The 22470-nt window shown below is 43.1% G+C and carries 18 protein-coding genes; 12 read left to right on the plus strand and 6 right to left on the minus strand.

All coding sequences use genetic code 11. From position 1 onward, the window contains the following. Position 1 precedes the first annotated feature (1 nt). Positions 2 to 3409 carry a type VI secretion protein IcmF/TssM N-terminal domain-containing protein gene (locus IRQ95_RS06200; RefSeq protein WP_194436123.1) on the plus strand — a complete coding sequence of 1136 codons (3408 nt, stop codon included), beginning with the start codon at positions 2 to 4 and terminating at the stop codon, positions 3407 to 3409. Further along, entirely contained in the window at positions 3400 to 4140 is a 741-nt protein-coding gene (locus tag IRQ95_RS06205; protein WP_194436124.1) for a protein kinase domain-containing protein, read from the plus strand. Before IRQ95_RS06200 ends, IRQ95_RS06205 begins: the two co-directional genes overlap by 10 nt. 12 nt (positions 4141 to 4152) lie before the next feature. Here the strand turns inward: IRQ95_RS06205 and IRQ95_RS06210 are convergent, their stop codons facing one another. Then, positions 4153 to 5046: a DMT family transporter gene (locus IRQ95_RS06210; protein ID WP_194436147.1), complete on the minus strand. Its 894-nt coding sequence runs from the start codon at positions 5044 to 5046 to the stop codon at positions 4153 to 4155. A gap of 686 nt (positions 5047 to 5732) precedes the next feature. On the opposite strand from IRQ95_RS06210, the gene IRQ95_RS06215 reads away from it, so the two are divergent. From IRQ95_RS06215 to IRQ95_RS06225, 3 genes are all read left to right on the plus strand, one after another. Further along, positions 5733 to 6134 (plus strand): NUDIX hydrolase, encoded by a 402-nt coding sequence (locus tag IRQ95_RS06215; protein ID WP_194436125.1) that lies wholly within the window; start codon positions 5733 to 5735, stop codon positions 6132 to 6134. Positions 6135 to 6270: 136 nt separating this feature from the next. Beyond that, positions 6271 to 6522, plus strand: a complete 252-nt coding sequence (locus IRQ95_RS06220; protein ID WP_075651846.1) for a DUF2999 family protein — start codon at positions 6271 to 6273, stop codon at positions 6520 to 6522. Positions 6523 to 6720: 198 nt separating this feature from the next. Further along, on the plus strand, positions 6721 to 9804 hold the full coding sequence (locus tag IRQ95_RS06225; protein WP_194436126.1) for a DUF748 domain-containing protein: 3084 nt from the start codon (positions 6721 to 6723) through the stop codon (positions 9802 to 9804). 108 nt (positions 9805 to 9912) lie between these two features. Here IRQ95_RS06225 and nrdF read toward each other — a convergent pair whose 3' ends face one another. From nrdF to nrdH, 4 genes are read right to left on the minus strand one after another with little or no spacing between them, the layout of a single operon-like run. Beyond that, complete coding sequence (nrdF, locus tag IRQ95_RS06230; RefSeq protein ID WP_194436127.1) at positions 9913 to 10887, minus strand: class 1b ribonucleoside-diphosphate reductase subunit beta; 975 nt, start codon at positions 10885 to 10887, stop codon at positions 9913 to 9915. Positions 10888 to 10905: 18 nt separating this feature from the next. Then, positions 10906 to 13038: a class 1b ribonucleoside-diphosphate reductase subunit alpha gene (nrdE, locus tag IRQ95_RS06235; protein ID WP_194436128.1), complete on the minus strand. Its 2133-nt coding sequence runs from the start codon at positions 13036 to 13038 to the stop codon at positions 10906 to 10908. After that, the gene (nrdI, locus tag IRQ95_RS06240) at positions 13016 to 13429 is read right to left on the minus strand and encodes a class Ib ribonucleoside-diphosphate reductase assembly flavoprotein NrdI (RefSeq protein ID WP_194436129.1); all 414 of its coding nucleotides are present in this window, start codon (positions 13427 to 13429) and stop codon (positions 13016 to 13018) included. Before nrdI ends, nrdE begins: the two co-directional genes overlap by 23 nt. Next, complete coding sequence (nrdH, locus tag IRQ95_RS06245; protein ID WP_194436130.1) at positions 13429 to 13650, minus strand: glutaredoxin-like protein NrdH; 222 nt, start codon at positions 13648 to 13650, stop codon at positions 13429 to 13431. Before nrdH ends, nrdI begins: the two co-directional genes overlap by 1 nt. Positions 13651 to 13825: 175 nt before the next feature. On the opposite strand from nrdH, the gene IRQ95_RS06250 reads away from it, so the two are divergent. From IRQ95_RS06250 to IRQ95_RS06275, 6 genes are read left to right on the plus strand one after another with little or no spacing between them, the layout of a single operon-like run. Further along, complete coding sequence (locus IRQ95_RS06250) at positions 13826 to 14194, plus strand: iron-sulfur cluster assembly accessory protein (RefSeq protein WP_194436131.1); 369 nt, start codon at positions 13826 to 13828, stop codon at positions 14192 to 14194. 1 nt (position 14195) lies between these two features. Further along, positions 14196 to 15659, plus strand: a complete 1464-nt coding sequence (gene sufB, locus IRQ95_RS06255; RefSeq protein ID WP_194436132.1) for a Fe-S cluster assembly protein SufB — start codon at positions 14196 to 14198, stop codon at positions 15657 to 15659. Positions 15660 to 15661: 2 nt separating this feature from the next. After that, positions 15662 to 16408 carry a Fe-S cluster assembly ATPase SufC gene (gene sufC / locus IRQ95_RS06260; RefSeq protein ID WP_194436133.1) on the plus strand — a complete coding sequence of 249 codons (747 nt, stop codon included), beginning with the start codon at positions 15662 to 15664 and terminating at the stop codon, positions 16406 to 16408. Continuing rightward, the gene (gene sufD / locus IRQ95_RS06265) at positions 16383 to 17660 is read left to right on the plus strand and encodes a Fe-S cluster assembly protein SufD (RefSeq protein ID WP_194436134.1); all 1278 of its coding nucleotides are present in this window, start codon (positions 16383 to 16385) and stop codon (positions 17658 to 17660) included. Before sufC ends, sufD begins: the two co-directional genes overlap by 26 nt. Further along, a complete protein-coding gene (locus IRQ95_RS06270) occupies positions 17653 to 18885 on the plus strand; it encodes a SufS family cysteine desulfurase (RefSeq protein WP_194436135.1) in 1233 nt (410 codons plus the stop codon). Before sufD ends, IRQ95_RS06270 begins: the two co-directional genes overlap by 8 nt. A 2-nt stretch (positions 18886 to 18887) precedes the next feature. Continuing rightward, on the plus strand, positions 18888 to 19304 hold the full coding sequence (locus IRQ95_RS06275; protein ID WP_194436136.1) for a SufE family protein: 417 nt from the start codon (positions 18888 to 18890) through the stop codon (positions 19302 to 19304). A gap of 63 nt (positions 19305 to 19367) precedes the next feature. On the opposite strand, the gene yddG is transcribed toward IRQ95_RS06275, so the two are convergent. Further along, positions 19368 to 20294 carry an aromatic amino acid DMT transporter YddG gene (gene yddG, locus IRQ95_RS06280; protein WP_194436137.1) on the minus strand — a complete coding sequence of 309 codons (927 nt, stop codon included), beginning with the start codon at positions 20292 to 20294 and terminating at the stop codon, positions 19368 to 19370. Between the two features lie 504 nt (positions 20295 to 20798). Between yddG and IRQ95_RS06285 the strand changes: the two genes are divergently transcribed. Next, positions 20799 to 22470: Ig-like domain-containing protein (locus tag IRQ95_RS06285; RefSeq protein ID WP_194436138.1), on the plus strand; the 1672-nt coding region annotated here is incomplete at its 3' end.

Consider the following 22470-nt stretch of genomic DNA (forward strand, 5'->3'; position numbering starts at 1 on the left):
CATGATGAAGAATAAGAAAAAGAGTATATTTTCAGGGCTTTTTGCAGTGCTAGTTTGCTGTTTAATAGCGTTCGGATTTTGGGTATTGGGTTGGTATAGAGTTGAGCCAGCATGGTTAGTGGTTTTGCAAACTTTGGCGATACTATTACTTCTCACAGTATCTTGGTATTTCTGTTTTCGCTTTTTATCTCGTGAAAAAGTGAACGATGAGCAAAAGAAGTTCGACATTTGGCGTCTAGACGAAATAAAGAGAACGTTCAATGTTGTTTGGCGCAAAAGCAGTAAGCTAACGCGTAATCCTTATGCACTGCCTTGGTACGTGCACTTAACAGAAAACCGCGAGTCTGATTTAGCTTTATTACAGCAAATGGGCTTTGAACGCGTTGAACCATCTGATGAGATACCTGACGAGCTCGTAGCGGTTGAATTTTGGACCTCTGAAACGGCAGTGATTGCGACGATTAATGTTTCACTGGCAAAAGAGAGTGTTACGAAAAGTACGCAAATTTTGTTTGAGCAAATGCATAAAAAGCGTGCCAGACAAGTATTTAATGGTGCGATCTGTACCATAGCAATTGGCAGTCTAATTAATCGCACGGAGATATCAGTAGGAGAATTAAGTCAGAAATATCGCTCGATGTTGGAGGAGATCAATAGAGCGACAGGTATGGTGTTACCAATTTATTGTCTCTTTTCGGGCATGTCACAAGTCAAGGACTTGTGTGAGTTGTTTTCACCGCTAGAGGAAAGTGAACGTGATTTGCCATTTGGCGCGCTAAGAGATGTTGATGAGAGTCGTCATTATGAAAAAGTATGGTTTGATCAATCTTACCAACGGCTGGTTAAGGGGCTTGCCAATTCTTTAGGCTCGTCACTAAAACATCAACTAAATAGCGAGTATCGTGATTCGGTGGTCGCGGGGATCTTCCAATTATCCGCACTTCGTTATGATATTGAAGACTTTTTATCGCTTACTTTTAACCAGCATCAGCTCGATGACGTTGAACTATTTTTTCGAGGGTATTTTCTGGTAAATACCGGTGGTGAAGGTAGCTCATTTGATATTGTTTCTGCCATGCATGCTGCGGATTTCGGCTACGAATCTGTGTCTAATTTGGAATGTCAGACCAAGAGTTTGAGTTTGTTTTGTAAGGGATTGTTCTCTCAGTGTATTTCTAAAGAAGCGGCTTTGGTTGGCGTGAATAAGAAGCGTGAATTCAGCTATCGCACTTCTAGGTGGGGGACGGCGGTCTGTCTAGTTGCGTTGCTGCTGGGGTTCCTCGCAACGATGAGAGCAGGCTATCTATACCAACAGCAACTTGATCAAAAAGCACTATTAATGCTTGAGCATTTTAAAGAGAACTTGAGGGTAAACAAAATTCAGCCTGATGATCTCGCATCCCCTGTATTCAGTCTTTTCGAGCTAAGAGAAATTAATCAACTTTACGTTGCAGATAACCATCCATGGTATGCGTCAAGTTGGCTACCTAGTTCGAGTATCAAAAAGGAGGTTGGTCAAGCCTACTACCGAGAACTGAAATCTGAATTACTGACTCTGATGAGAGACTACATCATGAAAGATATGTTCGTTTACAACTCACTGGACGATAAAGTTAAGACACTTGAACTGCTTAACTTACAGCAAATTCTATATAATCCGAATCGTCATTCAACAGAGCCTCTCATAGACTACTATATTAGCGCGTTGAATGAGGAAGGCAGTGGCTATGCGGATCTTATCGATAGATTTAAGTTACTTGCGCAAGATGTGTTAAGCACAAACGCGATTCCACCAGAATTTGACCCTCAGTTACTTGAGCTCGTGAGATCTTCATTATCGACTAACGATGTCAGTGAGTTGCTTTATCAACATATTTTACAACATGACCAGTTTTCGAAACGCGTGGATATTCGCGATAAGCTTAACCCTCGTTTTGAACAACTATTCCAGTTTAGTGATGGTTTCAGTGGTTATTTGATCCCGTTTGCTTTTACGAGTGATGGTTTTGCTGCATTGAGCAACGAAACTGGATTTCAATTAGCATCACAAGCGATTAAAGCTTACGAAGGCGTTATGGGACGAATCAATGGCGATGCGGAAATGAACCGTATCAATCGTCAACTGCGTGAGCGCTATATAAAGGACTATATTCGCTACTGGGATGATGTGACGACAAATATTTCTTTAACTGAAGTGAATAGTTGGGGCGGCAGTGAGTTGCAACTATCATTGGCAACTGATGCGAATTTCTCACCTTTGCTCGAGTTTTATCAACTCGTTTCTGACAATACCAATTTGGTCGGAAAGATAAAACATCACCAAGATCAAAGCAGCAGTGATGCCGATAGTTCTGAGACTCCAGCTGCCAAAACTGACAAGGTCAATAGCAGTGGTGCTATGGACCAAGTCGCTCAATCTATTACTTATCCATTTCGTCATATTCATGCGGTAATTAAAGCAAATGACACTGGAAAAAGTCGTTACGACATTGCGACAAGTTATTTAATGGCTTTGCGAGACTGGGTTGCGAAGTCAAAAGAAATCCAATTTAAAGGGCACTATTTCTTGGAGCAATTGCAAAACGCGGATGTGAGCAATCCTATCGCCCAACTCAATAGTGCAGCAGATGATTACAACGTGCCAGTGCTACCTGAGTTAATGCAACACCAAGCAAGTCTCGTAAACGGATTGGCATTAGATGCCGTAAGAGAAGTGATCAACCATGACTGGGCTAAAGTGAATCAATTTTATCGTAGTCGTTTGGTCGATCATTACCCATTTGATCCATTGTCAACGACAGATGCGGCTCTCACGGATGTGGAGGCATTCTTTAAGCCTAATGGTGAGTTTGATAGCTTTGCAAAAAAGTACGCCAACCAGCTCGATATTACCATTGACAGAGAACTGTTTATCAATGGGTTTATTCCACATCAGTATTTGTCATTATCATGGCAGTATCAGCCCTTTAATGACGCTGTTGCACGCATTCAACAACAACTTTTTAGAGGCGATAAACTCGGTTTTCAGTTTGCGATTAAAGCGGTAAAAATGTCACCGGTAGTGACTCGTTTTTCTTTGATGAGTAGTGAGAAATTATTTGAGTATCGAAACGGACCAAAGCTTTGGCGCCAGCAATCTTGGCCAATTCCGAGCAATCAGGTTCAAGACATCGCAATTTTGCTCGAGGATAGTTCAGGTTCAATCGAAAGAGACAAGCAACAAGGGGTATGGAGTTGGTTCCGTGTCGCTGACCAAATGCACGGCTCGGATCAAGTCGGAAGGTCAGAGATGATCTGGCGTTATCAGGTCGGTGATAATGAGGTAAATCTTGTTGTTAAATCGGATGGTGTGGGTCAGCCGTTTGATAGTAGTTTCTTTAATAAGTTAAGAATTCCAGAATGGCTGTAGATAATCGCGCTCCCGATTGGCTTAATGACTTTGTTGATACGCAAGGCTTGGAACCAATCGCTGATAGGTATGTGCTGAAAAATGATGCTTTGGGTACTCGGGTCAAATATTCAGACAGATTAGTTGATTCAGTATTGCTGCAAAGGGAAGCGCTGTGGCTGTCAAAAGTCGCTCTGTTAGATATTGATACCCATCGCTGTATCCGTTTCGAAAAAGATGGCAATCGAGCTGCACTTGTCACTGACTACATTTCTGGACAGTCGCTTTCCGAGATAATTCGTAGCTTTAAAGGTGGACTCTCATCGAACAGTCGGTTTGAACATCTGGTATTACTTCTAATCGAGCAAGTAGCGGCTATTCATCGTGTTGGTATTATTCATGGAGACATTAAGCCGAGTAACGTATTAATGAAGCGAGATGGCGGGGTTTGCTTAATCGATTTTTCTAATGCGAGAAAGGTGGGAGAGCCTTGGGTTGAACGCGAAGTGTCGCAAAGTACTCAGAGCTTTATGTATCCCCGACACAGAGAACAAGCGAGTCAGTTACATGACTACTACGCATTAATGATGACAATGTCATTAATGATTGGAGACCTTACTCCATGTCATTTCGACAGTTGTAATGAGTGGATGCAACAGCTAGTTAGCCGTTGCGATCAACTTAACTTCGGGCTCAATTTACAACATCAGTTGCGCAATATTATCGCGCAACTGAGTGAAGATATACTTTAGCGAACTGGAACATCAATTAAGAAAAAACAGTGAGATGCCCGCAATCGCCATAAGTGTGCCTAGTACACTTTTTACTGTTGGCTTCTCACCTTTGACGGCACTTATCACCAGCATAAATAGGGGGCTGGTGGCGATAATGGTTTGCGCTATCGCTGGGTTTGCATATTTCAACGCAGCTTGTTGCAGCCAGAGCGCTAGGAAGGTGCCAACGAAGATGGCTAAAAGTAGCGTTAAGAAGGCTTTTTGAGTCAGTTGCTTGAAGTTCTCTTTAATTTTGGCGAACGGACGCTTCTCGACAAAAATGATGATGGACGTTACCGCAAGTACACCGACCGTTAAGCGAATAAGTGCACCGAGTAGTGGTGGTAAGTCACCAGCGACTAACGCATAGTGAGATATCACCACACCGGAAGCCTGACAGGTACTGGCTAGTAAACCAAATCCGATGCCAGACCAATTGATCGCTTTGTCTTCACTTCCACTTGGCTGCATGATCACAAAGGTTACGGCTACGGTTGTAATGATAACGCCAAGCCAACTTTGCATCGGCAATATGCTTCCCAATAGTACAAGCGCCAATATGCCCGAAAGTGGTGGTGCAAGTGATTCAAGCAATAAGGTTTTGTTCGCGCCAATTCGCTTAAGTGAAGCGAAATAGGCACTGTCGCCAATCGCAATTCCAATCACACCGGAAATGGCGAGAATAAATAGGTGGGTGTTATCGATGCTATCCGGAAAAGTAACCGCAACAGGCATCACTAAAACCATCATCACTGAGGCAATGACACCTTTAACAATGTTGAGCTGAAGCGCTGAGAAATGGTGGCTAAACTGTCCGTAAATCCAAGTAGCAATAGCCCATACCGCTGCCGCAGATAATGCGGAAATTTCGCCAATGTATAGCAATGTTTTTACTCCAAGATTATTTGGGTTATACCCAAGCACCTTGAGGTTACTTTGGTATAGGTGTGCGCTGGGCAATTTGCGCACTATATTCCAATTAATATCAGAGCATAGTGTTTATAGTGAGTTTTGTGATTAGCGTTACTTAAGTAGGTTAGCAGGCAACGAATGACAGTAGCGCTGCAGTGATGATGCAATCGAAAAAGGATCTGGCGTTGTTTTAGCGACATCCACCTATGCCGGAAATATAGGTGACTAAAACAAAGCCAGATCAAAGACTTGCTATATTATGAAAAAGACTTCACTCATCTGGCTGGTAGCCAGCAGTAAAGCAGCCTAACTTGACGTTGTACGCAAAATTTATGTACCAAACGTCGGCTATGCAGCGACGGCCTGTTTGGTGAGGCAATGATTGTTCAAATGGTGTTTTTTTGCGACTTATATCGCATTACATATGGTGTAATTAGGGCTTACATTGTTTTAATCCTGCAAGGTGTCATTTTTATAAATCCGATTAAGCAGTAATTTTGTGTGTTAATAAGCTTATGAAAAGCAAAACGTTTTCACGAAAAGTAACTATAAAAAGTGGACCGTACTGATCAGCCGATAAGGCCAAACAAAAAAATAATCTAGGAAAGGGAAATTCAATTATAATCTCGCCCACATTTTCAGATGATGTAGGCACATAAATGGATAAAATCATTGATAAACTCGCTTGGATTACTATCCGCGATGGAAAGTTTCTTGGTGTACGCTCAAAAGGAAAGGAACTTTTTTACCTTCCAGGCGGTAAACGCGAGCAAGGTGAAAGTGATGAACAAGCTTTAGTTCGTGAAATCAAAGAAGAGCTATCGGTTGACTTAGAGTTAGACTCTATCAAGTATGCGGGCACATATAGTGCTCAAGCAGATGGCAAAGCAAGTGGTGTAACTGTTCAATTGACTTGTTACTTTGCTGATTTTAGTGGTGAGTTAGCCGCCGATGCCGAAATTGAAGAGCTTCGCTTTATTGATAGCCAAGACAAGGCTGTATGTTCTTTAGCGGCACTGGTTGTTTTAGATTCTCTTGTTGAACAGCAACTGGTTAACTAGCCAATTTTATTACGATAATGCCTCGTCGTTTAACTAGTGTCCAAACAGATTGTGATGACAGCATTGCAGTTAGACAGGGCTTGAGTTGATGATAAAATAGTGGCAAGAATTGTTAATCGTATTCAAAGGTATTTAGATGAACCCTATTATCGCGTTACTTAAAGAAAACAATATCAGTGACGAGCAAATCAGCGCAATTTTTGAAACGCTGACACAAAATCCATTAGCGGCGATGGCGACAATCGCACAGCTTGGTTTGCCACAAGACAAACTACAAATGCTGATGGCGCAAGTAATGCAAAATCCAGCATTAATCAAAGAAGCAGTTGATGAGCTTGGTCTTGATTTCGCAAAAGTAGAAGCGGCTAAAGAGCAACTACAAAAATAAGCTATCAGATTTAACTAGTAAAAGGTCGTTGCATGAGGCTCTAGAGTTTCATACAACGGCCTTTTTGTATCGTCTAGAACCAAATCACATCCAATTCGCGCTAAGCGGACGAAATTAGATTGTTCTGACAAAACGAACCATAAGTTCAGCGTATAATGCGCATATTATTCGATATAGGCGAAGGAGTAGGAAGTCATAATGTCGAGCAAATTCAGTCAAGCAGTGACTAAGTTTCGAGCGTTACCACGTGCGGTTCGTTGGGCAACGTATTCCGCTGGTGGTTATCTAACGTATGCGGCTCTCGTTGGTGCTTTAGTTCCTTACGTTGCGCAGCAGCAGGTACCTAAACAGCTTTCAAACTTAATTGAGCGACCAGTTCAATTGGGTAAAGTGACGATTAACCCTTTTACATTGCAAGTGAGTCTCGATCAGTTTGCGATCTTGGAAGGGGATAAGCCTTTTGTTAAATTCAATCAAGCAGCCTTGCAAGTTAACTTTTGGCAGTCGATTCTAAACGGACACCTTGAGTTAGAGTACATTAAGCTCGACCAGCCTTTTGTTAATATTGAAAGGCTAACTGATTCTCCGCAAACCACTTTTAATTTTAGCGACATTCTTGCTGCGGTAGAAAAAAACAGTTCTGCGGTTGAAGAAAGTGAGCCGCAGAGTGAAGAGGTCGTCGACCGAAATGCGCCGCTTTTCCCTGTATATATCAAGCAAACTGCGCTAACTGGTGGTGAAGTCTATTTTCGCGATGCAGTAACCGATACAGAACTGGCGTATCCAGACATTAATGTCACTTTAAGTGAGTTCGCAACTCAAAATCTATTAGATGCGGACAGTAAAGTGAACCACTATAGCGTGGCGATTACTGATAGCGATTCCGCGCGCTTAGCACTTAGCGGTCAAGTTCAGTTAAAGCCACTACGAGTATCGGGTGATGTTGAGATTGAACACATTCAATTACCAAGGCTTTGGCGCTTTGCCGAACATGAGCTTGCGGCAAAACTGACCTCTGGTGAGTTTAACTTTGCATCGCAATATGTTGTGAATCAAACCATTGGTGATACTCCTGAGCAAGATACGCTAACGGTGTCGACGCATTCTGGTGAACTGGCAGTCAATCAAGTGAACTTTGATGCTAATGGTAAATCAGTGGTGTCACTGAAAAGCTTTGTCGTTGCGGGAATTGCTGCGGATACAGAAAGCCAACAGGTTAAGATTGATGCTGTACGTTCACAAGGTCTAGCTGTCTCTGCGAAAGTAGATGCTAAAGGTGCCGATCTTGCGACAATATTTACGCCAAAATCTTTAGCTCAATCTACATCTAGCGACAAAGAAACGGCTGAAAAGCAAGCAGCGGCAAGTGACAAGTCCAATAGTGAAGCGCAGGCGAGTGCGACTAAGCCTTGGTTGGTGACATTAGGCGGGATTGAGCTTAAAGAGTACGCGCTAAATATTGAAGAAAGCCTGCTAACCAAAAAGCCGAATAAGTGGCAAGTTGCACCAATCAACTTATCGACTAAACAGATCATTAGCGATTTATCACAACCAATTGATTTTGCATTGTCTGCATCGATCAACGGCAAAGGTGACCTGAATGTTGAAGGACAGGCTGACGCGATTGCGCAGAGTGTTAACGCTGATATTGCCGTTAAGCAACTAAAACTGGCTCAGTTCCAACCTTATATAGCGACTGCGCTTAACGCGACATTAACCAGTGGTGAGTTTACCGCGAATACGAAGCTAAGTGCCGATGCTACTGGCAAAGTTGTTGCGAGTGGTAGTGCTGCAGTTAATCATCTTTCGGTACGCGATAACAAGTTGAAGAAGCCATTTGTTAAATGGCAATCTTTAGCGGTAAATAAGTTCGACTTCGATTTGAACAAATCAAAGTTGGATATCGATACACTGAGCTTGAGTCAACCTTATGCGCGTGTGGTCATTAATAAAGATCGCTCGACGAATATCGGTGATTTAGTTGTCGAGCAGCCAAAATCGGCTAAGTCGAAGACTCAATCCAATAAAGCGAATAAAGCAAGCGACAGCAAACCATTCGCGTTAAAAGTGCGCAAGGTTTCGTTTAAAGACGGTTCGGCTTTCTTTGCTGATAACTCACTCACGCCAAACTTTTCGTCTGGTATTGAACAGTTACGCGGTAGCATTGGCGATATATCGAGCATTCCGGGAACGAAAGCTTCAGTTGATATCAGTGGCAGCATTGATCGCTACGCACCTGTGAAGGTGAAAGGTGAGATTAACCCACTTATCGCAAAACCATATCTAGATTTGGACGTATTGTTCAAGAGCATTGAACTCACAACGGTTAACCCTTATTCCGGTACTTACGCAGGTCACTACATTGATAAAGGCCAGTTGACGTTGGCGCTAAACTACAAATTGGAGAACAACCAGCTTAAAGGTTCAAACCATGTCGTCGTTGATCAGCTCCAACTAGGCAAAGCAAGTGAAAGCGATTTAGCGACCGATCTTCCAATCAAGTTGGCTATTGCACTGCTTCAAGATAGCGATGGCGTGATTGATTTAGGTATGGATGTGTCAGGTGATGTCAATGACCCTGAGTTCAGTGTCGGTGCGGTAATCTGGCAGACCTTGTCGAACATCATTACCAAAGCTGTCACAGCACCGTTCTCGTTTATTGCAGGCCTTGCTGATGCAGATGATGAGCTGAATGAAGTGAGTTTCGATTTTGGTGTCGATCAACTGAATACAGAGCAACAAGAGAAGTTAGCGCAGCTGGGCGAAGCACTGGAAACTCGTCCGATGCTAACGCTATCTGTTGATGGCTCGGTTGATGCAGTTGAAGACAGTAAGGCATTGGCGCTGGCTAAGTTTGATCAGCTATTAGCTTCACAAGCGAACATGACCATTGAGCAATTGCCACAGGACCTAAGTGCCAGCAGCATCCCAGTTCAGGGACCATTGTCTGAAGCTCTTATTGCCACTTATCAGCAGGAGTTTGGTGTTGAGGCCGATACGGTGCGAGATACAATCGAACAAGAGCTTGATAATAAAGACCAGGATTACACTGACGAAGAGCTCGATCGCCGCTGGCATATTGCATTGTACAACTTGGTGCTCAACAAACAGGAAGTTACGCCTGCTGAGTTAGGACAACTTGCACAAAGACGCGCACAAGCGGTTAAAGCGTATCTTGTGGATGTAACCCAAGTCGATGCATCAAGAGTGTTCTTACTCGATAGCCGTTTCGATGTCGATCAAGATGCAAGCATGGTGACGTTGTCACTCGAGGTGAACTAGTTTATTAACACTTGTTTCATTAATGCAAAAGAGAAGTACTTAGTACTTCTCTTTTTACTTTCCACTACAACACTAATTTCGTTGCTTCTTTCAATCATCTCTCACTGATCAAAAGTCCCAATCTTCATCTTCCGTTGCGACGGCTTTGCCAATGACATAAGAAGAACCAGAGCCGGAGAAAAAATCATGGTTTTCGTCCGCGTTTGGCGATAGCGCCGCCATAATCGCTGGGCTAACCTGACAAAGTTCATCTGGAAATAGTGGCTCAAAACCTAAATTCATCAATGCTTTGTTAGCATTGTAGTGTAGGAAGTGTTTTACGTCTTCTGTTAAACCGACTTCATCATAAAGCGTCTCGGTGTATTCGCATTCAATTTCGTAGAGGGAAAACATCAATGCAAATGCTTCATCTTTGATGAGTGTCTGCTCCTCATTTGAGAGCTCTTTGTATGCCTGCTGAAATTTATAGCCTATGTAGTAACCATGAATGGCTTCATCACGAATGATCAAACGGATTAGATCAGCAGTATTGGTCAGTTTTGCGCGACTTGACCAATGCATAGGCAGATAAAAACCAGAATAGAACAAGAAACTTTCAAGAAATACACTCGCGACTTTTTTCTTTAACGGGTTATGTTCAGCCTGATAGTCTTGCAGTATCAATTTGGCTTTTTGTTGCAAATAGGGGTTTTCTTCAGCCCAACGAAACGCTTCATCGATTTGGGGAGTGGTGCATAACGTAGAAAAGACAGATGAATAACTTCGCGCATGCACCGCTTCCATAAAAGCAATGTTTGTTAGTACCGCTTCTTCATGTGGGGTTCTTGCATCAGGCATTAAACTCGGCGCACCAACCGTGTTTTGAATGGTGTCTAACAATGTTAAGCCAGTAAACACACGTATTGTTAGAGTTTGCTCGTGTTCAGTAAGCTGTTTCCAAGTTTGGATATCATTCGACAATGGCACTTTTTCTGGTAACCAGAAGTTCACTGTTAAACGATTCCAGATCTCCAAGTCTTTCTCATCTTGAAGCTTATTCCAGTTGATGGCTTGAACGGGTTTTTCAATCGATGGTTCAATCATAATCATTTGTCCATAGTATTAAAGTGTGCAAGATACGCAGCCATCGACTTGCGTGCCTTCTAGGGCTTTTTGTCGCATGCGAATGTAATAGAGGGTCTTGATATCTTTTTTCCAGGCGTAAATTTGTGCTTTGTTGATATCTCTAGTGGTGACGTTGTCACCAAAGAACAGAGTGAGTGACAGGCCTTGGTCGACGTGCTGTGTTGCCGCTGAATAGACATCAATAATTGCATGCGGGCCTATCTCATAGGCATCGCGGTAGTATTTGAGGTTGTCATTGTTCAAATAAGGGGCAGGGAAATATACACGGCCAATTTTCCCTTCTTTGCGAATTTCAACTTTAGACGTTACTGGATGGATTGAAGCGGTCGCATCGTTGATATAGCTAATAGAACCTGTAGGAGGAATAGCCTGTAGATTACGGTTATAAAGACCATCTTGCATTACAAGTTGCTTGAGCGTCGCCCAATCGTCTTGTGTCGGGAGCGTTAGCCCCAGTTTTTCTATCAATTGTTGGACACGCTCTGTTGTTGGTAGAAAAGCATTGTCGAGATATTTTTGGAAAAACTCGCCAGTTGCATAGGTAGATTTATCAAAGTCGCGAAATGTTGCTTGTTTCTCTTTCGCTATGCGGTTTGAGGTAACCAAACAGTGGAAAAGGACTGCTGCAAAATAGACGTTAGTAAAATCTATCGCCTCAGCACTGTCATAATGGATTTGTTCTCGAGCGAGTAATCCATGCAGGTTCATTTGGCCAAGACCAATGGCATGGCTTTCATCGTTTCCTTTTCTGATTGATGGAACACTTTCGATTGCGCTCATTTCAGATACAGCATTCAATGCTCGGATTGAAATATCGACAGTATGAGCAAGATCACCACCATCGAGCGCTTTGGCGATATTTATTGAGCCAAGATTACATGAAATGTCGCGACCTAAATGAGCGTAGCTTAAGTCGTCATTAAAATGGCTCGCGTCATTTACTTGCAATATTTCAGAGCAAAGATTAGACATGTTAACTCGCCCTGAGATAGGGTTTGCTCGGTTAACTGTATCTTCAAACATGATGTAGGGGTATCCCGATTCAAACTGGATCTCTGCAAGGGTTTGAAATAGTCCGCGAGCACTTATTTTACTTTTGCGAATGCGTGGATCATCGACCATCTCGTGGTACTTATCAGTAACACTTATTTCTGAAAATGGTCGGTCATACACTTTTTCAACATCATGAGGTGAAAACAGGTACATGTCTTTATTTTGCTTCGCGAGCTCAAGCGTGATATCCGGAATTACAACGCCTAAACTCAGCGTTTTTATGCGGATTTTTTCATCTGCGTTTTCACGTTTGGTGTCTAGGAACTGCATGATGTCAGGGTGGTGAACGTTGAGATAAACCGCGCCTGCTCCTTGCCTTGCACCCAACTGGTTGGCGTAAGAAAAACTATCTTCAAGCAACTTCATTACGGGTACGACCCCTGAGCTCTGATTTAGAATCCCTTTGATTGGCGCACCTTGTTCACGCAGGTTAGTGAGTAGCAGAGCAACCCCACCACCACGTCGCGATAGCTGTAAAGAGGAATTTATTGCTCGACCAATGCTTTCCATATTGTCTTCAATGCGTAATAGAAAACATGAAATTAACTCACCACGGCTTTTTTTACCGGAGTTGATAAATGTCGGTGTGGCAGGCTGGAAGCGTTGGTGAATGATTTCCAACATTAATTGCATCGCAAGGTCTTCGTCACCTTGCGCTAGAGTCAATGCAGTCATCACGACTCGGTCTTCAAAGCGCTCTAAGTAACGTTTCCCATCTCTTGTTTTTAATGCATAGGAAGTGAAGAATTTGTAGGCGCCAAGAAAGGTCCTAAAACGGAATTTTACCTTATAGGTTTGGTGCCAAATTTTGCTGATGAATGCATCGCTGTACTGCTCAAGCACTTGCGGTTCGTAATAGCCTTCTTTAACCAAATAATCGAGTTTTTCACTTAAATTGTGGAAGAATACGGTGTTTTGGTTAACGTGTTGTAGAAAGAACTGCCTTGCTGCTTGTTTGTCTGAATCGAACTGAATGGAGCCGTTTTCATCGAGTAGGTTCAGCATGGCGTTAAGCTCATGATAGTTCAGTGACTCATTCGGAAATTGATTGTCCATGGTAATTCCATAACTTTGATAGTCCTTGACGTACCGTAAGTACGTCATTTCTTGTACCCGCAAGCTCAAATCGATAGAGCAGTGGTACGCCGCACTTGTGGGCGATCAATTTGCCGGCATGGGCAAATAATTCACCAAAGTTCCTATTTCCCGAGGCAATGACTCCGATTAGCAAAGAACGAGTTTGCTTATCGTTAAGTGCTTTTCTAACGGGCTCTGGAATGGCTCCTTTGCCTTCACCGTCAGCGTAAGTAGGGCAAACCAATACAAAAGGCTGTTCGATTTTCGGTGTCGGTGCTGCTGTATCGATCGGTAGGCGGATAGCGGGCAAACCTAATTGCTGAATAAAGCGTTGTGTGTTGCCCGACGCACTGGAGTAGTAGACTAACATCAGCGGATTTGGCTGATCATGTCAGGACGAAATCCTGACCAATGTTGACTACCTGCAACCACAACAGGGGCTTGTCTGTATCCCATAGATTGAACCGTATTCATTGCGCTTTCATCCTGAGTTAGATCGACGACCTTATGGGGTATACCTTTGGTGCTCAACGCCTTTACAGTTGCTGTGCACTGAACGCACTGAGGCTTTGAATAAACAATGATATCCATGACTTCTCCTTTATCGTAATGATAATTATTATCGAGTAATTACTATATATAGTATTACGAAAATTCATTTCGTCAACATGTGGTGCGTCACAATAATTACCTTAGAAATATAATGGTTGATAATAAAACGAGAATGAATATCATTCAGTTAATTTATTCTATTTTAGGGGATGCTATGAGCACGCGTAGTACAGAAGCTGAGCAAATTTCTCTGCTAGATATGGAGTGGCAAGGCGTGACTTTGACCGGAGATGCGGCGCGTAGGATTCGTCAGTTGTGTTCCGAAGGGAGCTGTTTTCATTTAAGTGTTAGATCCTCTGGTTGTACGGGCTTTGCCTATCAGGTGCAACTTATTGAGTCTCCTTGTGATGACGATGTTAGGTTCCTGAGTCACGACGTCGAGTTTTATGTTGGATTAAATGCAATGCCGATGATTGATGGAACAGAAATTGATTACGTGAGACAGGGGTTAAATAGCAGCTTTGTTTACAACAACCCTAATGTGAAAAACATGTGTGGATGTGGTGAAAGCTTCGGAGTCTAGGATGTCAGCAGTAGAAAATCAGCCGGAAGTTCAAGAATTACTCGAAGACATTTCTTATGAGCAAGGTTTTTATACAGAACTACTCTCGGATACGCTATCAGTTGGGCTTAATGAAGATGTGGTGAAAGCAATTTCGGCCAAGCGCAATGAGCCTGATTGGATGTTAGAGTTTCGTTTAGACGCTTTCCGACAATGGCAAAAAATGGAGGAACCGCACTGGCTTAAAGCCAAGTATCCTGCGCTTGACTACCAAAGTTATAGCTACTATTCAGCGCCTTCCTGTGGCCAGTGTGAGTCGAATAGTGTGGATGATGGTTCGAATGAATACTTAACTCAAGAAGTTGAACAAGCTTTCGATAAACTGGGCGTTCCGGTTCGAGAAGGGAGTGAAATAGCCGTTGACGCGATTTTCGATTCAGTCTCGGTTACGACCACTTATCAAAGTGAATTGAAAGAGCAAGGAATTATCTTCTGTTCGTTCAGTGAAGCAATTCATCAATATCCGGATCTGGTTCGTAAATACCTTGGCAGTGTCGTACCAGCTAAAGATAACTTTTTCGCGGCGCTTAATGCTGCCGTCGCATCTGACGGTACGTTTGTCTACATACCTAGAGGAGTTCGCTGTCCTCGTGAACTTTCTACGTATTTTAGAATTAACCAAGCAAAAACAGGTCAATTTGAGCGAACTATTTTGGTGGCCGATGAAGGCTCTTATGTCAGTTATATAGAAGGGTGCTCAGCGCCAATGCGTGATAGCTACCAGCTTCATGCCGCGGTTGTGGAAGTGGTTGTATTAAAAAACGCTGAGGTAAAGTATTCGACTGTACAAAATTGGTTCTCTGGTGAAGAGGAATCAAAGGGCGGAATTTTAAACTTCGTCACCAAACGAGCGGTGTGTGAAGGTGATTACAGCAAGATGTCTTGGACGCAGTCAGAGACGGGCTCAGCGATAACATGGAAGTATCCCAGTGTGATTCTAAAAGGGGATTATTCAATCGGTGAATTTTTCTCTGTTGCATTAACCAGCGGTATTCAGCAAGCAGATACTGGGACTAAGATGATCCACATTGGTAGGCATACACGCTCCACCATTATTTCTAAAGGTATATCAGCAGGTAAAAGTGAAAATAGTTATCGCGGTCTGGTCAAAATTTTACCGAGCGCTGAGGGCGCGCGTAATTTTACTCAATGCGATTCTATGTTGATTGGCTCTGAATGTGGCGCTCATACTTTTCCGTATGTCGAGGCGAAAAACTCAAGTGCACAGGTAGAGCACGAAGCGACCACTTCACGTATCGGTGAAGATCAACTGTTCTATTGTGTACAGCGCGGCATTAGTGAAGACGATGCGATTTCAATGATCGTCAATGGTTTCTGTAAAGATGTATTTTCAGAGTTGCCGCTGGAGTTTGCAGTCGAAGCACAAAAACTTCTATCTATCAGTCTTGAACATAGCGTGGGGTAAAAATGCTAGAGATTAATAATTTGCACGTCAGTGTTGAAGATATGCCGATTCTAAAAGGCATTAATCTATCGATTAAACCAGGTGAAGTGCACGCGATAATGGGTCCTAATGGCTCAGGCAAAAGTACATTGTCTTCGACATTAGCTGGTAAGGACGATTACCAAGTTGAGCAGGGAAGTATTTTGTTTAATGGTAAGGATTTAATTGAGTTAGAGGCGGATGAGAGAGCGGGTGAAGGTATTTTCTTAGCGTTTCAATACCCAGTAGAGATTCCGGGTGTCAGTAACAAATTGTTCTTAAAATCAGCACTCAATGGTATTCGAAGTTACCGTGGCGAAGAGGACATTGATCGTTTTGATTTTGAGGATTTATTAGAAGAAAAAGCGGCATTGTTAGATATGCCTGCTCATCTGCTTCACCGTTCAGTCAATGAAGGCTTTTCCGGTGGCGAAAAGAAGCGCAATGACATATTACAAATGGCAGTTTTATCGCCCCGTATGTGTATTCTTGATGAAACCGATTCAGGGTTAGATATCGATGCTTTAAAGGCGGTAGCGAATGGCGTTAATGCGCTGAGAGATGGGCAACGTTCGTTCATCATGGTCACGCACTATCAACGAATTCTTGACTATATCAAACCTGATTTTGTGCATGTTCTGTACAAAGGAAAAATCATTAAGTCGGGGGATCATACTCTTGCTAAAGAATTAGAGGAAAAAGGTTATGGATGGCTCACCTCTGATGAATGATATCCGTATAATTGACAGTCTAGGTAACATGGCTCAAGAGACGACTTGGCAGAAGTCGCAGTGGGATAAACTCGCTTCTATGGGGCTACCCGATGCTAAAGATGAGTCATGGCGTTATACCTCGTTATCATCCTTTAAACAGTTACCCTTGCACCACGCTCAGTTTCAGCCTGCGGAGAATATTTCTTATGACAGTCTGAGCTTGGGACTTGATTGCTATCGATTGGTGTTTTTTGATGGAAGATTCTCATTTCGTTGTTCAGATTGGATCCCTCACGCCACGATTACGCCCCTCTATGGGGTAACAGGAGTGGAAGGGTTTGAGATGCAAAAATCAATAAAACCCGATGCGTTTGTCTACCTAACAGACGCAACCGCGACAGGTGGGGTGCTGATCGATGTTGCAGCCAATCGTGTGATTGATAAGCCAATTTATCTTTTACACATTTCTAGTGGTTTTAAAGGTGATGTTTGCAGCTATCGTCACCACTTAGAGCTTGGAAGTAGCTCACAATGTGAGCTCATTGAACATCATATTTCTTTATCTCAAGGTGGCGGAGTTACGTTGTCGCGTTTAACTGGTGTGGTCGGTGGAAATGCAACACTAAAGCATACCAAGTTAATTGAAGAATCAAATCAACAACATCATTTCGGACATAATGACCTGAGTTTACAACGGGACTCTCAGGCACAGACAAATACTGTGACTCTGTCAGGGTTGTTGGTGAGAAATCAGAGTAGCAGTGAGCTATTGGCTGAGAACGCCAACGTGGAGATGAATAGTTTGTCACTACCAAAAGCAACACAAACGTTCGATAACAGAACTTATCTTCATCACAAAGCGCCACATTGTAATAGTAATCAACTACACAAAGTCATCGCTAGTGGTGAGTCCAATGGTGTATTTGAGGGCATGATATATGTATCACCTCAAGCACTGAAGACGGACGGGCAAATGGACAGCCATAACTTAATCTTGAGTGATGCTGCTAGGGTCAACATTAAGCCTCAGCTGGAAATCTATGCAGACGATGTAAAGTGCAGCCATGGTGCGACAACAGGCCAACTCGACCCGAATCAAATCGAATATATGCGCGCGAGAGGAATAACGAAAAATGAGGCGAAGAATATGCTTCTCAAAGCATTCGCCGGTGAAGTGGCGTTGAAATTGTCTAATCAAGATGTGAAGACCTATGTGCTGTCAAAGATTGATGGGTTGATCAACCAATCATATGGTGAATATGATGAGTAGCGAGTTTGAAATCTTAAGTCCTTGGCGTGCAGATTTTCCGACATTAACGCAAAAGGTATATGACAAGAGACTTGTTTATCTAGATACAGCGGCAACCGCTCAAACGCCCGATACGGTGATCGAACGAATGACGCGCTTTTATCGTGATGAATACGCATCTGTTCATCGAGGTGTGCACTACTTGAGTAGCAAGGCGACCGAGGAGATGGAAAGTGTACGCTATCAGGTGGCGGATTTTATCGGCGCTGAGTCGGCAAGTAATATCATTTTCACCAAAGGCAGCACTGAAGCGATTAATCTCGTTGCGTACAGTTATTTAAAGCCTCTATTGACACCGGGTGATGAGATAATTATCAGCGAAATGGAACACCATGCCAATATTGTTCCGTGGCAACTGATTGCTGATATGTGTGGTGCTCAAATTAAAGTATGGCACCTAAATAGAGACGATGAACTTTGTATCGAAAATTTGCGTCGTCTTATATCCGCCAATACGCGCTTATTGGCCATTACTCACGTGTCTAATGTTTTGGGCACAGTAAATCCGATAAAAGAGGTTGTGAAACTCGCACACAAAAACAAAATCGCGGTTATGGTTGATGGCGCTCAAGCGGTCACGCATCAGGCTATTGATGTGCAGGATCTCAATTGCGATTTCTACGTCTTTTCAGCCCACAAACTGTATGGGCCGACGGGAACCGGAGTTCTCTATGCTAAAAGTAAACATTTAGACGTGATGTTACCTTGGGAAGGAGGCGGAGCGATGATCGACCAAGTGACGTTACCAAGGGGAACGTCTTATGGTAAAGCTCCTTGGCGTTTCGAGGCTGGCACACCAAATATTGCCAGTATTCTCGGGTTAGGTACGGCCATCGAATATATCGAAAGTATTGGTTTGGAGAATATCGCGGCGCATGAAAACAAAGTGATGCAATATTTGCTCGATGGACTAAGTACATTAAGTGGAATCGAAACCTATGGCAGTAGTAGTGGTCGAGTCGGCGTTGTTTCGTTCAATTTGGCTGGCCAACATGCCTTTGATACTGGGGCATTTCTTGATCGTTATGGCGTAGCAATCCGCACAGGACATCATTGTGCAATGCCGTTAATTAAACATCTTGGTCAAAGTTCGGTTTGTCGTGCCTCACTTGGGCTATACAGCCAGTCAGATGATATTGATGCACTAGTGCAAGGACTACACCGAATCGGGAAATTATTGAGGTAACAATGACTACAGAGAAGATATTACGCAACTTTAATCGCTGTGTTAATTGGGAAGAGCGATATCTCTACCTCATGGAACTGGGTGAGCGATTAAAGCCTTTCCCCAGTGACAAAATGAATGAGCGTTTCCTCGTTCGTGGCTGTCAAAGTCAAGTATGGTTAGAGCAGTATTACGATAACCAAGAATTGGTTATTGTGGCAACAAGTGATACGGGATTAGTAAGGGGGCTGATTGCTCTAGTCACTATCGCGTACGAGGGGAAGACGCCAAAACAAGTATTGGAGTTTGGTATCACTGATTGGTTTAGACAATTAGAGCTTGATAGTCATTTAACCGCGAGTCGAACACAAGGCCTTGAAGCAATTGTAGCGTCCGTTGTGAAGCTGGCGAGTAGTGAATTAGCTGGCGCCAAACAATAGAGCGGTTTAGAGCAAGAAAGCAAAGAGCAATACCATCTACTTTGCTTTCTATGTTTCAACTTTTTAATTGTTATCGCATTGCTTATCTAAACTATTTGATGGCTTATTTTCTCGAGTTATATACCAACTGATTAAGGACCCGAGAGTGACCATAGCAACGCCATACCAAAAATTTTGAGTTAGGGTTACACCTAAAATGAACGATGAAAAAACCGCCGATAACACGGGGGTAAAATAGGATAATGTCGCCAGAAAAACCATATTCCCTCCTATGATAGCGATATTCCAAAGACCATAACCTCCCGCCATTAAAAATGCAGTGATCAGTAAGTTAAAGCTCGATTGCCATGTAAAGGATAATGTTGGCTCATTTGAGATCGCATATTTTATCCATAAGGAAATGGCCGTAGCGATAAAAAATAGTGTGATCGCGTTGTGCTTTGACACCTGACGGCGAGTAAGATTGCAATAGATAGCCCAAAGAACTGCGCCCGTGAAAGACATGACATAGACTAAAGGATTGGTGCTTATATTGGCAACAAGCTGTCTAATAGAGAATCCTTGATCGCCACTTACCGTAATCGCAACTCCGGTGAATGCCAGCAAAATCGCCGGATAGAGTAACTTGTTAGGTCGCTGGCTACTCCCCAGCACTGAAAATAGCACCGTTAAAGCAGGCCATAGGTAGTTGACGATAGATACCTCAATCGCCTGTGAACGATTGTTCGCATAGCCAAGGGACAACGCTAAGAATATTTCATAACAAACAAATAAAGCGCCGCCAATAAAAAGATATCGCAGCGAAAACAAAGATGGCCTGGGTATGCCGACACATATCATTAGTAGTAACGCAGCAAGGCTATAGAGCATAGCGCTTCCACCCACAGGACCAAGTTGCTCCGTTACTACGCGAGCACTCGCCAATAGGCAGCTCCAAAAAAGTATCGCGATACACCCGTAGAGAGTGAATCTTAGTTGGCTGTTATTCATTTGTTTTATATGACTGTTGCTGGGTTCATCAGGGCGCAAAGCTTACCTGAAGTGTGGTTCATTGGAAGAAAAAAATACTATCAATGTTGTTATTTACGAATTGCCAACTGAAGACTTCTTAACGTGATCATTGGGGAGTGATAAACAGGATGTTTATCGTATAGGTTATAGAAGTCTCTAAATTGAAACTAACCTTAAAGTTTAGTTGATATTCTGATTTGAGTAGTTCCAATACAAAGTGCATAAGTTGAAATATTCCAGATTTTTGACTGATGCCAACATTATCCAATGACAAAGGGCTGAAGTTAGGTGTTTATTTTTTACAAAAATTGATGATATTAATATCAAATTGTGACAAAGGTTGCGGTATTGCATGTTTGTAAATGGTTTGTAGTCCCAAAGGCTTAATCGTAGTTTCATATAGTGCTAAATTATTGACTGGGAAAATATATTAATAGTCAATGTTTTGGCTGAAAAGTGGAATTTTAAAGGTTAGGTGGCTTTATGGGTTTAGAAGCGTTCATCACAATTGGCAATTTAGCGTTTGGTCAATCTATGGTGATTGATGTTAACGGAAGCTTAAGAATACTTGCTCCCGGCGAACGCCCAAAAGAAGGTGAAGTTTTAGTTACAAATCATGCGGTAGCTGAAGTTGATGCTGAAAACCGTTTTGAAGTATCACTTTACGATGACGCAGAAACCCCAACCGACATTACTGATGATGTTGCTCAAATATTTGGAGCACTTGAAGCAGGCCAAGACCCAACCCAAATTGACGATGCATTTTCGACAGCTGCGGGTACTGAGGCAGGGTCGAGCATAGGCAATGCAGCTTCATTGGTTAGAACATCCAATGAAACTATGGCTGAAACATCGTTTTCTACAGAAGGCTTAGAGAGTTTAGGTTTATCACGAACTCAGAGTTTAAGCCTACTTGAACAGTTTCGAGCGGTAAATCAGGACAGCTCTACTATCAACAATTTGCCTGTTGGTGAAGATGTCATCGTTACTATTGATGAAGATAGTGAAGTTAGAGGCCAGCTTAACGCGACAGATGCGGATTCTGAAGATGTGCTTACTTATGAGCAAGAAACACTACCAGAAAACGGTAAAGTCGTGGTGAACCCCGATGGTTCATGGGTTTACACACCAAATGAATTTTTTAACGGTCAAGATAGTTTTACCGTCCAAGTGTCAGATGGAAAAGGTGGTACTGACACAATCACTATTACTGTTGACGTCACTCCAGTTCATGGGACTCCGATTATTTCAATCCCAGAAGCTGATGAAAATGGCTTCATAAACGCTGACGAATCAGCAGATGGTATTCAAGTTGTAGTCGATTTGCCACAAGGAACGGGGGTTGGCGATACCATTGAATTAAGTGATAAAGATGGAAATTTGGTGGGCACGCACATAGTTTCTAGAGATGACTTACTAAGTGACTCTGTGACAATAGATGTGCCAACTCCGGATGATGGTAGTTATACATATCATGCACAAATAACGGATCCTCAAGGAAACAAGGGCCCAGTGTCTAATGATGCGAGCTATACGCTTGATACTGTGGCACCGGGCGACGGTGAAGGTCCTCAAGGTAGCGACCTTGGCCCAGTGGTCGAAATCAAAGATGACACCAACAACGATGGTTTGATCAGTAAAGATGAACTGGGCAATGACCAAGTCCAAGTCGAAGTGTCCGTCAACCACGACGAACTAACCAACGGCGGCCACGTGACCTTGACGGTCAATGGTGGAGACGAAGTTCTGCTTAAACTGGTTGACGGCAAGCTAGTGACGTTGACTGACGAAGCGACGGACTACCAATACGACAACGGCACCATCTCTTGGACTGAGACGGCACCGGCAGAAGGTGGCAACATCACTGTTACCGCGACCCAAACCGACAAAGCAGGTAATGAGTCGGCGCAAGGAAGTGATTCAGCGCAACTTGATACGGTCGCACCGGGTGACGGCGACGGCGATCAAGGCAGCAATCTTGGTCCTATGGTTGAAATCAAAGACGACGGCAACAACGATGGCTTGATCAGCAAAGATGAACTGGGCAATGACCAAGTCCAAGTCGAAGTGTCCGTCAACCACGACGAATTAACCAACGGCGGCCACGTGACCTTGACGGTCAATGGTGGAGACGAAGTTCAGCTTAAACTGGTTG

Origin of the sequence: Vibrio fluminensis, assembly GCF_015278125.1 — a bacterium.
Classification (GTDB): domain Bacteria; phylum Pseudomonadota; class Gammaproteobacteria; order Enterobacterales; family Vibrionaceae; genus Vibrio; species Vibrio fluminensis.